Genomic DNA, 14,739 nt, shown 5'->3' with positions numbered 1-14,739 from the left:
TCTGTTGGCGCCTGACTATGCGCATGGTGGACGGGGGTCAATTGCACGCGAGGCCCTATTTTCGCGTTCCCGTGCCGCGACAATCTTGCTAGATGGCTGTGAAACGGATTTTCGAGGCAGGTGGCACCCACAATGATGCGCAATGTTTTGTTTTCACTGCTGGCTGTGTTGGTTTTTTTGGGTCAGCCCGCGTCAGCACAAGAAACAGTTTATGTTCAGATCGAAGCGCAGCCCAGCCTTTCGGTCGCACAAGAGCGGTTGCGCGGGTATGCGTCGGTTTTGCCCGATGTGAACGGGTTTGACCTAGGGCGCGGTTGGTTCGGCATTGCCTTAGGCCCGTATGACCGGGACGAAGCCAACACCGTCCTGCGCCGCCTTCGGGCAGAGCGGCTGATCCCGCGGGACAGTTATCTGGAAGAACCGACGCGTTATGGACAGAGGATCTGGCCCATTGGGGCAGGGCCCGCAGCGCCAGAGCAAGCCGCGACACCGCCCGCGCCTGCGCCGCAACCGCAAACAGAGCAGCCGCCGGTTTTTGTAGATGAAACACCCCAAGAGGCCCGTGCTTCCGAAGCCCTGCTGAACCGAGACGAGCGCAAAGACCTGCAGGTCGCGTTGCAATGGGCGGGCTATTACAACGCGGCCATTGACGGTGCCTTCGGGCGCGGCACACGCGCCTCGATGCGGGCGTGGCAACGCGACAATGGACAGGAAGAAACCGGTATTCTGACCACCGCGCAGCGCGCAGAGCTGTTTCGCCAATATAACGCGGTGCTTGAGGGCATGGACATGCAAACCGTCCGCGATACACGGGCGGGCATTTCCATCGACCTGCCGATGGGGGCCGTGGTATTTGACCAATATGACAGCCCGTTTGCAAAATTCCGCTCCACAGGTGCGGTGGACGACGCGCAGGTGCTGCTGATCAGCCAACCGGGAGACCGGGATCGCCTTGCTGGTCTTTACGAGATCATGCAAACGCTTGAAATTGTGCCGTTGGACGGACCGCGCGAACGGACGGGTGACGGGTTTACCCTGATCGGCCAGAACGATCGCGTGATCTCTCACAGCGAAGCGCGGCTGTCGGATGGGCAGATCAAGGGGTTTACGCTGGTCTGGCCCGCCAATGATGAAGAGCGCCGGACGCGTATTCTCGCGCGGATGCAAAACAGCTTTGAACCGATCACGGGTGTTCTTGATCCGGCAACCATTGCTGACGACACTCAAAGTGTTGACCTTGTTTCGGGGCTGCAAATCCGGCAACCGAAACTGACGGCCTCGGGGTTCTTTGTGGACCGGCAGGGCAGGGTTGTGACCATCGACAGTGCCGTCGCAAGTTGCGACCGCATCACGCTGAACGATACTTACGAGGCCGAAGTCGTCACCACGGATGCTGCCGCAGGCATCGCCGTGTTGCAGGCAAGCACACCTTTGGCCCCGACAACGATTGCCCAATTCCGTGACACCACCCCGCGTTTGCAATCTGAAATTGCCGTGTCCGGCTATTCCTTTGGCGGTGTTTTGCCCTCGGCCACCATGACCTTTGGCCGCCTTGCAGACCTGCGTGGTCTGGATGGCGAAGACACGCTGAGCCGTCTGGCGATCAACACGCTTGACGGGGATGCGGGCGGGCCGGTTCTGGATGACGGCGGTGCTGTGCTGGGTATGCTGTTGCCGCGCAACGTGGGCGGGCGGCAACTGCCGGACGATGTCAGTTTTGCGGCCAAGGGCGACGCTGTGCGCGCGGTTCTTGAACGCGCGGGTGTCACCGTCCAAGCGTCAAATCCGCAGCCGCGCCTGGACCCGGTGGATTTGACCGCCAAAGGCACCGCAATGACCGTGCTTGTCAGCTGCTGGGACTAGCCTTGCGTCCGAACAACCGCTTCAACGCGCCCCATTGGCTGACGAACAATCCGCTTAGGATCAGCGCCATGGCCAGCAAAAGGATCGGTTTGAACGGTTCGCCCAGAATCACAATTCCCAGGATCACTGACCACATCGGCACCTGGTAATTCACCAGGGACAAGAACACCGGTCCGGCACTGCGGATCACGAAAACCCGAAGCAGGTTTGCCCCTGCTGTGGGGATCAGACCCAGCACCGCGATGATCAGCAGAATGTCTGTCGATGGCATGACCGGCGCGCCTTCGACGATGATGGCCGCAGGAAACACGACCAATGACCCAAAGACCAGCGTCAACGCAGACAGGCCAAACGGATCAATGGGCGGCAATTTGCGGACAATGACCGACGATACCGCATAGCAGGCTGCTGCCGACACACAGGCAAGCCGGCCGAACGGCTCTAGCGGATCACCGGATGAGGCAAACACCTGCCCCCCCAAAAGAACGGTCACGCCAACAAATCCGACGCCAAATCCAACCACTCGGCGCAATGTCATACGCTCTCCGGGGACGGAAAAATGCGCCAGCGGCAACACGATCAAAGCCACTGCCGCCATGGAGACGCCCGCAAACCCGGACGTGACCGTCTGTTGCCCCCAGCTTAGCAGCATGAACGGCACGGCGGAATTCAGGATGCTCGATATGATCAACGCGCCCCACGCCGTTTCGTCTGTCAGGAACAATTTACGGCCCAGCCAAAGCCAGATGGCCAGCGTCAGCACACAGGCAAACCCGATCCGGCCTGCCGCCAGCCAAAATGGCGTGATCCCGGTTAGCGCCAGTTCGATGAACAGGAACGTGGCCCCCCAAACAAGGCCAAGTGTCGCCACCATGCCCCAGTTTGCGGGCGTAATTTCTGGTTGCGTTTGCATAAAAACCGGGCACCCTTGGTCGTCATTCGACATAAACAAGCGCCGGTCATTGCAACCGCGCGACAATTGGTTAGCTCTGTAGAAGGCCGCGCACATCGCGGCAAGCCTATCTGGCGCGACCACAACCCGAGGAGATCATCATGGACGCCTTTTTCATTCTGCCCGTTGTCATTCTACTGGCCCTTCTCGCGTGGTGCGTGTTCCAGTTGAAAGACGATATGTGAACACAGACCCTGCGCCGCCGAAAAAATCGGCGCTTGTGATATGTTGTTCTGACTGAACAGGGTAAACAAAAAGGGCGGTCCAAAAGGGCCGCCCTGTGGGTATAGAAGTCTGATCGTGGATGATCAGTTCTTTTCCTTATCCACCATCTTGCCTGCGGAAATCCACGGCATCATGCCGCGCAGTTTCTCGCCTGTGGCTTCGATCTGATGCTCGTCATTGATACGACGGGTCGCTTTGAATGACGGCTGGCCAACAGCGTTTTCCTGCATAAAATCACGCACGAATTTGCCGGTCTGGATGTCGGTCAGAACGTCTTTCATCCGTTTCTTGGTCTCGTCATAGGGCAGGATGCGCGGACCGCTGATATATTCGCCATATTCCGCGGTGTTCGAGATTGAGTAGTTCATGTTGGCGATGCCGCCCTCGTAGATCAGATCCACGATCAGCTTCACCTCGTGCAGACACTCGAAATACGCCATTTCCGGCTCGTAACCCGCCTCGACCAGCGTCTCGAAGCCCATGCGGATAAGCTCGACAAGGCCACCGCACAGAACTGCCTGTTCCCCAAAGAGGTCGGTTTCACACTCTTCGCGGAAATTCGTCTCGATGATGCCCGAACGCCCGCCGCCGATGGCAGAACAGTAGCTCAGACCGATCTCAAGCGCCTTGCCCGACGCATCGTTGTGCACCGCCACAAGGCAGGGCACGCCGCCGCCTTTGGTGTATTCGCCCCGAACGGTGTGACCAGGGCCTTTGGGGGCCATCATGATCACGTCGACGCCGGGCTTGGGTTCGATCAGGCCGAAATGCACGTTCAAACCGTGGGCAAAGGCGATGGCAGAGCCTTCTTTGAGGTTGTCATGCACGTATTTCTTGTAGGTGTCCGCCTGCAATTCATCGGGCATGGTGAACATGATCAGATCACACCAGGCCGCCGCTTCGGCAATGCCCATAACCTTGAGCCCTTCGCCTTCTGCTTTCTTGGCCGAAGGCGAGCCTTCGCGCAGCGCCACAACCACGTTCTTGGCACCCGAATCGCGGAGGTTCAACGCGTGCGCGTGCCCCTGTGAGCCGTAGCCCAGAATGGCCACTTTCTTGTCCTTGATCAGGTTAATGTCGCAGTCACGATCATAATAAACACGCATGGGATCATCCTTTCATTCCATTGCGCGTACCGTAAAAGGAATGGTTACAACTGTGCGATCAACATCTCGCTTAATTCCTCAAAGTGTGAGAATTCTATGCGCCGTTGGCTTAAAATGTGAAGAAGTCATGCGCTAGGCCGCTTTCAGCGAGACCCCGGCGATCTCGGCTGGCTCGTCCTGATGCAGCAGATACCGGGCTTCGCGCAGGGTCAGGCTCATGCGGCTCAACCTCTGGGCCGAGACATCTATCTCCCTGAGCCGTGCTTGCAGATCCTGTAACGCAACCGGCCCCAAAACATCTTCGGTCACGGCACCGACAAACAGGCTTTCCGTGGCGATACCATCTGAAATCACCATGTGATGACGGTCCAGCAACAGATGATAATACGCAGCTTTGCGCATCGCTGTGCGACACACATATCTGTCATCGACAAGGGCTTTGGCCGGGACCAGCACTTCTGCTTCCCCAAAATACAACTCAGCCTTGGATGAGCGCAGCAGCACCCGGTGATTGGGCGAAAGGTAAAGATCGCGCTGCGCGCCCAGATACCCTTTGCGGATTTTGACCGGTGCCATTGTCCCCAAGGCGCATACAAGGCTTTTCCCGATCCAGCGGATGGGCTGCGGCCCGTCGTCCAAGGTGATCACTTTGTCCCCGATCTGCAAAGAGTCGACTGGAACAGGGCCCGTCGGTGTTTCAATCAACACCCCTGCCAGAAAGCAGATCGGCTGGGTGGGGATGGTCACGGTCTGACCAAAACCGCTATACGTCGACACACCCTGAATGTATTTCAGCGTTGTGCCGGGCGGCGGTGCAGGGCCGTCGAACATCACACCTACAACATCGGTGCGATACCCTTCGGTAATCGAAACGCCGACCATTCTGTAGGCCACACCATTGTCGTCAAAAAGCGTGACCTCGTACTCATTCTCCACATTCACCGGAGGCGGGTTCTGCCAGCGGATCGTTTCAGTGCTTGGCGAATAGGTTTGCCCATTGATCGTGACAGCCTGAGTCAATTGCTGGTCCGTGACAGTCCAGCCCGAATATGGATTGTCCGACAGGATGCCGTCGGAATCCTCAAATGTTATATTTGTCATCGGGCCGGAAAAGGTCAGGCTCAAATCGCTTGGGGTTTCCCAGGAAAACGCATTGCCCCACAGCGCATTGGCAATGACGTCACCCGTGTTAGGCGCGCCGCCGTCAATATCGCGGGTGATGGTCACGCCGCTTTTGGCAAAAACACTGATGGTGCGAATGGCCATGCCAGGACACCTGCTGCTTGGGTCGTACTGTTTCTTTACGTATGGTTAACATTGCCCTAGGGATTTTTCCTCAGCTTTGCAAAGTATTTCACACCAGCGTATCCCAGGGGTCACGCCAGGCATTGCGCAGTGTTCATTGCCGAAAATGACGTGTATATCATGCGTGATATTTTGGGTTTCCGGTTTTTCCATGCTCGACGACATTGACAAACGTGTTTTGCGCCAGTTCCAGTCAGACCCGAGCCTGACCGTGGCCGAGCTTGCCGACCGCGCAAACGTGTCGCCCGCGACCTGTGCGCGGCGGCTAGAGCGGATGCGAAGCAACGGCGTGATCCGCGCGGTACGCTCTGTCATCAACTGGACCGCACTTGGCTACACGGTCGAAGTGTCCCTGCGCGTGCAGCTTGATAAAACGCAACCCCGCGCATTCGATGAATTTCTGGCCCAAGCGCGCAACGTACCCGAAGTGATCGAAGTTCAAACATTTCTTGGCCAGGTCGATGCGCGACTGTCTGTCATCGCGCGGGATATGCCCCATTACCAAGACGTGTATCGCGACAAACTCCTGACCTTGCCGCATATTGCCGATATCGAAGCCCTGATGCATGTCGCGCGCGTCAAATTCGACGAAACGCTTCCCTTGTGATTGATCTTGACGATATCGACCGTGCGATGATCCGCGCTGTTGCGGCAGATGCGTTGCTTTCTGCGGGGGCTTTGGGGCGTCAGCTCGGGCTCAGCCAACCCGCTGCATGGCGCCGCCTTAAACGGCTCAAAGACGCCGGCATCTTTCGTGGACAACGGCTTGACCTTGATGCGCAGGCACTTGGCTTTTCCGTCACCGTTTTCCTTGGTGTCAAACTTGCCACCAAAGGCCGGGTCAGCCTTGAAGATTTTGAACGCGCGGTCACTGCCATTCCCGAAGTCCAGACCGTTGAGCATGTTCTGGGGGCCTATGACTACCGCCTGCGGGTCATCGCCCGCGACATCGCCGATTTTGAACGCGTCCTGCGGCGGCGCATCATGACGTTACCGGGGGTCGGCAGCATTGACGCGAATGTTCTGCTCTCCGAAGAGCGGTTGCCAGGGCCGATCGGATAAGTGACGGGCAGGGTCTTTCATACAGCGCCCAAAATGGACTTTAGGACGCGGGAGACGAAACGAGACTTTGCAACTCCGTCACTCCGCGATACCCATCAGGTAACTCAAGGAGGACCCATAAATGGCACTGCTCGACACAATTGATCCGACCGGGCTTGATGAATTCTCGGTCGTGTTTACGGACCGTTCCCTCAACCACATGTCCAAGACGTTTCAAACTGTAATGACCGATATTTCGGACATGCTGAAAGACGTCTACAAGGCGGATGCCGTAGTGCTTGTCCCGGGCGGCGGCAGCTACGGAATGGAGGCGGTGGCCCGTCAGTTCGGCCAGAACGCCAAAAGCCTGATCGTCCGCAATGGCTGGTTCTCGTACCGCTGGACCCAGATCTTCGACGCGGGTCAATTTGGTGGCGACACGGTGGTCATCAAAGCCCGACAGACCGGCAACGAGGTCACAGCCCCCTTTGCGCCTGCGCCCATAGAAGAGGTGACTGCCCGCATTCGCGAAGAAAAACCCGACATCGTCTTTGCCCCACATGTGGAAACCAGTGCCGGGATTATTCTGCCCGATGCCTATGTCACAGCTTTGGCCTCGGCCGCGCATGAGGTCGGTGCGCTGATGGTTCTTGATTGCATCGCTTCGGGCTGTGCCTGGATTGATATGAAGGCAACCGGTGTCGACGTCCTGATCTCGGCTCCGCAAAAAGGCTGGTCTGCGACACCGTCCGCCGGGCTTGTCATGCTGTCCGACCGTGCGATTGCCCGCATGGAAGAAACCCAGTCCAACAGCTTTGTCACCGACCTCAAGAAGTGGCACCAGATCATGCAGACCTATGAAAACGGGGGGCACGCCTATCACGCCACATTGCCCACGGACGGTCTCAAGGCGTTTCGCGACACAATGCTGGAAACCCGCGATTACGGGTTCGAAAAACTCAAAGAGCAGCAATGGGCACTGGGCAACGCTGTACGGGCCGACCTCAAGGCGCGCGGCATCAAATCGGTGGCGGCTGATGGCTTTGGCGCTCCGGGCGTGGTTGTCAGCTATACCAGCGACCCCGAAATCCAATCCGGCCGCGCCTTTGCCGCCAAAGGCATGCAAATCGCCGCAGGCGTGCCGCTGCAATGCGATGAGCCGCCAGAGTTCAGCACGTTCCGGTTGGGTCTGTTCGGTCTGGACAAGCTTTATGACGTGGACGGAACCGTTGCACGCCTGAGCAAAGTGCTGGACGAGGTCATCTAACGGCGTATTTGCATATTTTTGAAAAGAAGAAGCCGGGGCATATGCACACCCCCGGCTTTCTCTTTTTTATAAATATGCAATCACAGCCAGATCGTCTGGTTGCGACGCTTATTTGAAATTCCGACTGTCCTTGATCTGATCCCAGGCCCAGACAACCAATTGCAGCTGTTCCTCCTGGCTGCGGTCGCCGCCGTTCATGTCGGGGTGCAGCACTTTGATCAGCGATTTGTATGTCTTGCGCAGCTCGGTCTTGGACCAGGTGTCTTTTGCCTCAAGGATTTCGATGGCGCGGCGCTCGGTTGGTGGCAACCGTTTGGTGTGTCCGGTGGAGGACCCGTTCTTGCCCGGGTTGCGTGTGGCGTTTGCCCCCAGGACCTGATGCGGGTCTTCTATGCCCAGCCGTGCCCAGGCCTTTGCTTCGGGGTCGCGGTAATCCTTGGTTTTGCGCTCCCAGACTTTGTCTTCCGACATCTGGGCGTTCATCTCGGCCTCGGTCTTGCCGTCGAAAAAGTTCCACTTGTTGTTGTACTCGCGCACATGCTCTTGGCAGAACCAAAAGAAATCATCGAGCACATCCGGCGCTTTCGGCGCGCGGAATTTGCCGGCTTCCGTGCAGCCTTCGTGATCGCAGACGCGCGTCGATGTCTCGGATGCGCCGGACATGCCACGTCGCCCACGCGGATTTTTCTTCTTCGCGGACTTAATCGACATATCGAAACCGAATGGATCTGATTTGCTCATTTCGTGCCCTTTTCGACTCGGAAGCGACAGTTTAGACCAAAGTGCAGCAGAGTGAACCACATAAGGCGGAAAAAATGACGCGGACTGAACAGATTGAAGCACGTCTGCGCGAGGCTTTGTCTCCGCGCGCGCTCACGGTGCGGGACGACAGCGAAGCGCATCGCGGTCATGCTGGCTTTCAAGAAGGCGGGGAAAGTCATTATCACGTCATCATCCGGTCAGATGCCTTTGCTGGTCAGTCCCGCATCGCCCGGCATCGGATGGTTCACCAGGCGCTTGGCCCGGACCTGGTTACCGCAATTCACGCCTTGTCTTTGGATCTGGGCGAATAACACCGCGGCGATGAAAGCCTCATGACAATCGCATTTCAAACGCGTTTTGCCTGGATGCCAAATCTGCGCGTCAAGAGGGCGATCTGCGCTTAAGCCCTCTGCGTCTCCTCAGCGCTATCCTGGCTGGTTTGGTCCGATGTCGTCTGGTCTGTTTGCGCATCGGCTTCTGCGACGCCCGGACCTTCGGGGACTGCGGACGACACGGCGGGGGCGGCTGTCAAAACCGGCTCCACGCGCGCTGCGGGTGTTGGTGCATTGATGACTGGCGCGTGGTCGACATCGTTTGGCATCGCGCGGCGAAAGACCATCAGGTTGCGCCATTGCGTCACCGACCCGGTCAAGCCCTGCCGTTCCTCTGAGGGCAGAACATCCGTGCGCACATATTCCCAGCCCTCTGCGGCCAGGTCGTTGATCGTCTGTTCCACCGCCAGGGCGAACCGCGCCTCGGCCCCCTTGACCCCTTTGGCCTTGAGGCCCTTCACCGGGGCCGGAACCACCTTGTATTCAGATCGTGCGATCATCAGAGCCCAAGTTTCGCAGTGACGATGTCGTTGACCGCTTTCGGGTTCGCCTTGCCGCCTGTGGCTTTCATCACCTGACCCACGAACCAACCCGCAAGTTTGGGGTTTTGTTGGGCTTTTTCAACTTGTGCGGGGTTGGCCGCGATGATGTCATCGACTGCGGCTTCAATGGCACCGGTGTCGGTGACCTGCTTCATCCCGCGATCTTCGACAATCTGCGCCGGATCGCCGCCTTCGGTGTAGACAATCTCGAACAGATCTTTTGCGATCTTGCCCGAAATGTCGCCCTTTTTGATCAGCCCAATGATACCAGCCAGCTGTGCCGGGGAGACCGGGCTTTCTGTGATGTCGTGGTCTTCCTTCTTGAGCCGGCCGAACAGTTCATTGATCACCCAATTGGCCGCTAATTTCCCGTCATTGCAAGCCGATACAACCTCTTCAAAATACGCAGCATTGGCTGTGTCCGCCGTCAGCACATCCGTGTCATATTCTGATAGACCGAAATCCTTAACAAACCGTGCTTTCTTTTCATCCGGCAATTCCGGCAAAGACGCCTTGATATCGTCGACCCAAGCCTGCTCAATCTCAAGCGGCAGCAGGTCGGGGCAGGGGAAGTAGCGGTAATCATGCGCCTCTTCCTTGGAGCGCATCGACCGTGTTTCGTTTTTGTCCGGATCGTACAGCCGGGTTTCCTGATCGACAGAGCCGCCATTTTCAAGGATCGCGATCTGGCGTCGCGCCTCGACGTCAATCGCCATCTGGATAAAGCGCATGGAGTTCATGTTCTTGATCTCGCACCGGGTGCCAAGATGGCTGAAATCCTGCGTTTCCTGATACTTTTCGTATTGCCCCGGACGGCAGACCGACACGTTCACATCTGCGCGCAGATTGCCGTTTTGCATGTTTCCGTCGCAGGTGCCCAGATAGCGCAGGATCTGGCGCAGTTTCACGACATAGGCCGCCGCCTCTTCGGGGCCGCGAATATCGGGGCGCGACACGATTTCCATAAGGGCCACACCGGTGCGGTTCAAATCGACAAAGGACATGGTTGGGTCCATATCGTGGATCGATTTGCCCGCATCCTGTTCGATATGAATACGCTCGATCCGCACGCGGCGTGCGATGCCGGGCTCCATGTCCACAATCACTTCGCCTTCGCCGACGATGGGGTGATACAGTTGACTGATCTGATAGCCTTGGGGCAGGTCGGGGTAAAAATAGTTCTTGCGGTCAAACGCGGATTTCAGGTTGATCTCGGCCTTTAGGCCAAGCCCGGTGCGCACCGCCTGTTCGACGCAGAATTCGTTGATCACCGGCAGCATGCCCGGCATGGCGGCGTCCACGAAAGCCACGTTTGAATTGGGTTCTGCGCCAAACTGTGTGGACGCGCCCGAAAACAGTTTCGCTTTTGACGCGACCTGTGCGTGGACCTCCATTCCGATGACCAGTTCCCAATCATGTTTGGCCCCGGCGATGACCTTGGGTTTCGGTGTCTCAAAGCTCAGGTCCAACATGGCTATTCCTCTCGGCGTGAACGCCGCGTGGAATACGCCAGAGGGGGGCAGGGGGCAAGGGGTTCGGCGGCGTTTACATAGCCGCAGGTTTGTCGGCCGTCGGGGTGGTCACTGGCGGCAACCCTGACGCATGACGTTCCAGCGCCGCCGATGCGCGATGACGCCCTTTGGCGATCCGGGCCCGATCATCCAGACGCGCGGCCCACACGCCTTTGGCCGCGTACCAGACCCTAGGGTGAATTTCGCGCAGATGATCCTGGACAATCCAATCGAAACAGCCGGAGATTTTCGCCCGCGCGTCCTGGTTCACGCCGTCGGGTTCCAATGCGCTTCCTGTGAACGCGGCGAACACATTGACCGAATGCTGGTCGTTCTGACGGTCCAGAATATCGCGAATGCCCTGGCAAAACAAATCGGCATTCAAAAGATCAAACGCATCATTGTCCACGCTCAGTGCATCCAGATAGGTCCAGGTATATCCCCCCGTTCCCCACACATCCTGCGTGCGCTCCATTGTGCGCATCGCTTCATGTTCAAGCCGTTCAAAACTGCCAAACCAGCGCGGCAACATGTGATTGCCCAAAGCGCGCATGTATTTGGCGGCAGACGGGGCCAGATCAATCAGATCCTCGTAATCATCGCAGGCGCGTGTGCGGGGGCGGGTCTCGGCGGACAGCAGGGCACATCGCACGGCGGCCAGCATCGGTGAATCATGTTCGAATGGATCAAACCGGTCGATCAGATCGTTTGCGCATTTGAAATGGCGAAAAAAAGCGGCACGGTTGGCGGCCGGAATGTCCTGACGCCAGCCTTCGCCGCGCCATGCCCAGCCAATGTCAATATGCGCCATCGCAATCACATAGGCCACGGCGTGATCTTCGGCGGTTTCATCGAATACCAGTGCCATATCCTCCAGGATTCTTGTGACATTGGCATCATCCCCGGCATTGACCGCGCGATTTGCCGCTGTGATGACATCCGCGCGTGCGCCTTCGGCCAGCAATTCTGCTTCCGGCACGCCACCCGGTGTCATTTTGCGCGCCGTATCTGATGTACGGATGCGCGCGCCAAGAGTGCCCCACGCATCCTGCCGCGCAAGGAAAAGACCTTCTTCAAACAACTGGCTGCGCGCGTCTTCTTCTGCGCTTGTGTCTTTGACAGGTAACGTCAGCTTGGGGGCTGCATGAAGCGCGTCGATATTGATCAGCCCACCATCCGGCATCGGGTTTTCTACCGAATCCCGCGCTTTGCGGATCAAGGTCGTCAGGTTTTCCAAAACAGGCATAGGTCCCGCCTTTTGCTGGTCCGGCACGATACCGGAGGAGTGCATTTGTTGTATTTTGTATGCTTGAAAAACGTGTCGCAAATCGGGCACCAAAACGATTTGGTGACGGTAATCTGGGGGCGCTTGCGGAACTCCGCCGAAACCATTGCGGCATTGGCGGAAACCCGCGAAAAACACGTTAATTCGAAAAGCCCTGGCTGCGGTTGCTTGATTTATATAAGCAAATCCGGCATGCACGCGCGATGTCGCGCTTGGGGATCATATATGTGGCGGTGATTGCGCTGGGTCTTGGCGGGTCCGCGATGGCAACGCCTGCCACGGTTGGCGACGGTCTGACCACGGCGTCCGTTTCCGTGTCATTACGGCCCGTGGCGCGCAATCACACAGCGCTTCCGGATATGCGGTGGAGCCATCGGTCAGAAGCCGAGACCTGGTCTCGCGCGGCTCTGAGCGCATTGCGCAGCCATGCGCGGCGTCTTCCTGAAACGGTCCCTCAGGACATTGCTCAATGGTGCCCGGCCTACCCGACCAATGACACGCCCGGTCGCGAGGCGTTCTGGATTGGCTTATTGTCCGCTTTGGCAAAACACGAAAGCACATACCGGCCAACCGCCGTGGGCGGCGGTGGGAAATGGTACGGGTTATTGCAGATCCTTCCGGCCACGGCGCGTGGATATGGCTGTGCGGCCACGTCTCGAACCGCGTTGAAAAGCGGCGGGGCCAATCTTCAATGCGCGTTGCGCATCATGTCGACCACGGTGCCGCGCGATGGTGTGGTGTCGTCTGGCATGCGCGGTGTCGCGGCGGATTGGGGGCCGTTTCACAGCCGAAAGAAACGCGAGGACATGATGTCGTGGATGCGCGCGCAGCCATATTGCACCGGACTGGCCCGGTCTTTGCGCCCGGTTGCCCGACCGGATGTTCCCCCATCCGGTCAGGTGGTGTCCACCATGGGGCGCGCCAGCATTCCCTGACCCTGATGGCGGACCATCTTTGCAGTCCACATCGGGTGCTCTGCGCTACACCCGCCGGGGTTTGCTTCGCGAGGCCGCCCATAAAGACACGCCGCGTTTTTTCGGCTCTCCCAACGCCAAAGTCGCCCGCCGCAGCAAAGCAATCGCATCATCCGGCGTATCCCGAAGCGCCGTCGGAGAAATCGGTTCGCCAATTGTGACGTCAAACGGTTGGCGGTCTTTGTTCAGGGTTTCATGAAACAAGGTGATGTCCCGCAGCGTCGGGTGAATCGCGTCGAACAGGTAAAACATGACCGAATTGCGCGCCTGAATGTGAACGGGAATCACCGGCAGATCGAACTTACGCGCCAGCATTGCCGCGCTGGGCATCCAGGGCCGTTCATGCAATCGCATGCCACGCCGTTTCGCAAGCCGGCCCGAGGGAAAAATCACGCCCAATCGACCGTCTTTGACCGCGCGGCGTGTATAGACCATGGTTTCGCGCGTTTTTGCGTGGCTGCGTCGGTCTTTGCGCCATTCGACCGGCGCGATCGTCTCTGCCATCTGCGGCAAAACCTTTAAGATGTCATGGTTTGCAAAATAATAGGCGTCTGACCGGACATGGCGCAGAACTGAATGCAGAATCACACCATCGGCAATTCCGGTCGGATGGTTGGCAACCACCAGGGCGGGGCCCTGACGCGGCAAATGGTCAAGCCCGGATACCGCGACGCATCGCGCCAATCGCTCGGCCATCAGGTCAAGGATGCGCTGTGCTGGCAAGGCCGCGATCTCTTGGGCCAGCGTGACGGTTTGGTGATAGCCAAGAATGTGGTTCAAAATCGGTCGCGCCAACAGTGCAGATGCAGATGGGCGGAACAGCCACGGCGCACGGTCTGCGATCAAAGGGTCAATCCGGTCTTTCATATGCGCTCTCCTTGCAGAGGGGCATGGCAGTCAGACGGCACTGTCACAATTGAGTGGCCAAAACGCAAGCGGCCCGGACCTTGGGTCGCATTTTGCGCAAGCGTTTGCCGTCAAGCTGGTTTTCTTTTTTCCGCAGGAGGGAACATCGGCCAGTGCAGCAGGCTGTGCCAGTGTCCCCCGTTTTTCGGTCGTTTCACCCGGGCGGGGCTACGCAGCGATGGTCAGAAAAACCCGAAATGATGTCGCTCATGACGCACGCCCGCCCGCTCAAGCGCCGCACAAAATTGTGGGTAAGGTGGCAGCGCCTCGATCGGCAATCGAATGACCGCGCCTGTCACCAAGTGCAGCCGGGCATTGATGGCAAAATCGAGTCGCGTGTCAAAGCGCACATGATCAATATCTTGCAAATCCACGCCGCCCGAATGGCGCGGGCTATACCATTCAAGCCTGTCATGATCGAGCCGGAGCCCCGCCGTATCATTGCGCCACGCTTCGAAAATCGCGGGCAGCGAAAACAGGGCAAGCGGTGCCACGATCCACCAGGCCGCATCAAGGGCCGCCCAAAGCAGAAAAAGCCCGATCCACACAAGGCCAATGATCATCAACGCTTTGGGGCGGCGTGCATTGATTTGGTGGTCAAGACTCATCAGGTGCCGAATTTTGACATAGTCTGCCAGTGTCCAACGGCGCGGCGCATGGCCGCCGCG

15 protein-coding genes are annotated in these 14,739 nt (G+C 58.1%); 6 read left to right on the top strand and 9 right to left on the bottom strand.

Annotated features, from left to right (window positions below):
- Positions 1-120 precede the first annotated feature (120 nt).
- Positions 121-1,863 (top strand): trypsin-like peptidase domain-containing protein, encoded by a 1,743-nt coding sequence (locus ACG74X_RS09230; RefSeq protein WP_411234275.1) that lies wholly within the window; start codon positions 121-123, stop codon positions 1,861-1,863.
- On the opposite strand, the gene ACG74X_RS09225 is transcribed toward ACG74X_RS09230, so the two are convergent.
- The 3 genes from ACG74X_RS09225 to ACG74X_RS09215 all read right to left on the bottom strand — a co-directional run bounded on the left by ACG74X_RS09225 (position 1,847) and on the right by ACG74X_RS09215 (position 5,412).
- The gene (locus ACG74X_RS09225) at positions 1,847-2,776 is read right to left on the bottom strand and encodes a DMT family transporter (RefSeq protein ID WP_411234273.1); all 930 of its coding nucleotides are present in this window, start codon (positions 2,774-2,776) and stop codon (positions 1,847-1,849) included. The two genes, ACG74X_RS09230 and ACG74X_RS09225, sit on opposite strands and share 17 nt — an antisense overlap.
- A gap of 347 nt (positions 2,777-3,123) precedes the next feature.
- Positions 3,124-4,146, bottom strand: coding sequence for a ketol-acid reductoisomerase (gene ilvC, locus ACG74X_RS09220; protein WP_411234271.1), 1,023 nt, complete (start codon positions 4,144-4,146; stop codon positions 3,124-3,126).
- 132 nt (positions 4,147-4,278) lie between these two features.
- On the bottom strand, positions 4,279-5,412 hold the full coding sequence (locus ACG74X_RS09215; RefSeq protein ID WP_411234269.1) for a Hint domain-containing protein: 1,134 nt from the start codon (positions 5,410-5,412) through the stop codon (positions 4,279-4,281).
- Positions 5,413-5,602: 190 nt separating this feature from the next.
- Here ACG74X_RS09215 and ACG74X_RS09210 point away from each other — a divergent pair, with 190 nt between their 5' ends.
- From ACG74X_RS09210 to ACG74X_RS09200, 3 genes are all read left to right on the top strand, one after another.
- Complete coding sequence (locus ACG74X_RS09210) at positions 5,603-6,058, top strand: Lrp/AsnC family transcriptional regulator (protein ID WP_411234267.1); 456 nt, start codon at positions 5,603-5,605, stop codon at positions 6,056-6,058.
- Positions 6,055-6,513, top strand: a complete 459-nt coding sequence (locus ACG74X_RS09205; protein ID WP_411234265.1) for an Lrp/AsnC family transcriptional regulator — start codon at positions 6,055-6,057, stop codon at positions 6,511-6,513. Before ACG74X_RS09210 ends, ACG74X_RS09205 begins: the two co-directional genes overlap by 4 nt.
- Before the next feature lie 121 nt (positions 6,514-6,634).
- Positions 6,635-7,759 carry an aminotransferase class V-fold PLP-dependent enzyme gene (locus tag ACG74X_RS09200; protein WP_411234263.1) on the top strand — a complete coding sequence of 375 codons (1,125 nt, stop codon included), beginning with the start codon at positions 6,635-6,637 and terminating at the stop codon, positions 7,757-7,759.
- A gap of 108 nt (positions 7,760-7,867) precedes the next feature.
- Here the strand turns inward: ACG74X_RS09200 and ACG74X_RS09195 are convergent, their stop codons facing one another.
- Entirely contained in the window at positions 7,868-8,500 is a 633-nt protein-coding gene (locus ACG74X_RS09195) for a DnaJ domain-containing protein (protein ID WP_411234261.1), read from the bottom strand.
- A 74-nt stretch (positions 8,501-8,574) separates the two neighbouring features.
- Here ACG74X_RS09195 and ACG74X_RS09190 point away from each other — a divergent pair, with 74 nt between their 5' ends.
- Positions 8,575-8,832: a BolA family protein gene (locus tag ACG74X_RS09190; RefSeq protein WP_411234258.1), complete on the top strand. Its 258-nt coding sequence runs from the start codon at positions 8,575-8,577 to the stop codon at positions 8,830-8,832.
- Between the two features lie 89 nt (positions 8,833-8,921).
- Here the strand turns inward: ACG74X_RS09190 and ACG74X_RS09185 are convergent, their stop codons facing one another.
- From ACG74X_RS09185 to ACG74X_RS09175, 3 genes are all read right to left on the bottom strand, one after another.
- Positions 8,922-9,353 carry a DUF4177 domain-containing protein gene (locus ACG74X_RS09185; RefSeq protein ID WP_411234257.1) on the bottom strand — a complete coding sequence of 144 codons (432 nt, stop codon included), beginning with the start codon at positions 9,351-9,353 and terminating at the stop codon, positions 8,922-8,924.
- Positions 9,353-10,867: an Asp-tRNA(Asn)/Glu-tRNA(Gln) amidotransferase subunit GatB gene (gene gatB / locus ACG74X_RS09180; protein ID WP_411234256.1), complete on the bottom strand. Its 1,515-nt coding sequence runs from the start codon at positions 10,865-10,867 to the stop codon at positions 9,353-9,355. The genes ACG74X_RS09185 and gatB overlap by 1 nt, the downstream gene beginning before the upstream one ends.
- Positions 10,868-10,940: 73 nt before the next feature.
- Positions 10,941-12,152, bottom strand: coding sequence for a hypothetical protein (locus ACG74X_RS09175; protein WP_411234254.1), 1,212 nt, complete (start codon positions 12,150-12,152; stop codon positions 10,941-10,943).
- A 242-nt stretch (positions 12,153-12,394) separates the two neighbouring features.
- Here ACG74X_RS09175 and ACG74X_RS09170 point away from each other — a divergent pair, with 242 nt between their 5' ends.
- Positions 12,395-13,126, top strand: coding sequence for a transglycosylase SLT domain-containing protein (locus ACG74X_RS09170; protein ID WP_411234253.1), 732 nt, complete (start codon positions 12,395-12,397; stop codon positions 13,124-13,126).
- A gap of 45 nt (positions 13,127-13,171) precedes the next feature.
- Here ACG74X_RS09170 and ACG74X_RS09165 read toward each other — a convergent pair whose 3' ends face one another.
- Positions 13,172-14,032, bottom strand: coding sequence for a lysophospholipid acyltransferase family protein (locus tag ACG74X_RS09165; RefSeq protein ID WP_411234252.1), 861 nt, complete (start codon positions 14,030-14,032; stop codon positions 13,172-13,174).
- 221 nt (positions 14,033-14,253) lie between these two features.
- Complete coding sequence (locus tag ACG74X_RS09160; protein WP_411234251.1) at positions 14,254-14,679, bottom strand: hypothetical protein; 426 nt, start codon at positions 14,677-14,679, stop codon at positions 14,254-14,256.
- Positions 14,680-14,739: the final 60 nt, after the last annotated feature.

Source organism: Marivita sp. S0852 (assembly GCF_046591575.1).
In the GTDB taxonomy this organism is placed as follows: domain Bacteria; phylum Pseudomonadota; class Alphaproteobacteria; order Rhodobacterales; family Rhodobacteraceae; genus Marivita.
The sequence above is the reverse complement of the archived record's forward strand: the minus strand, read 5'-3'. Positions and strand labels throughout refer to the sequence as shown.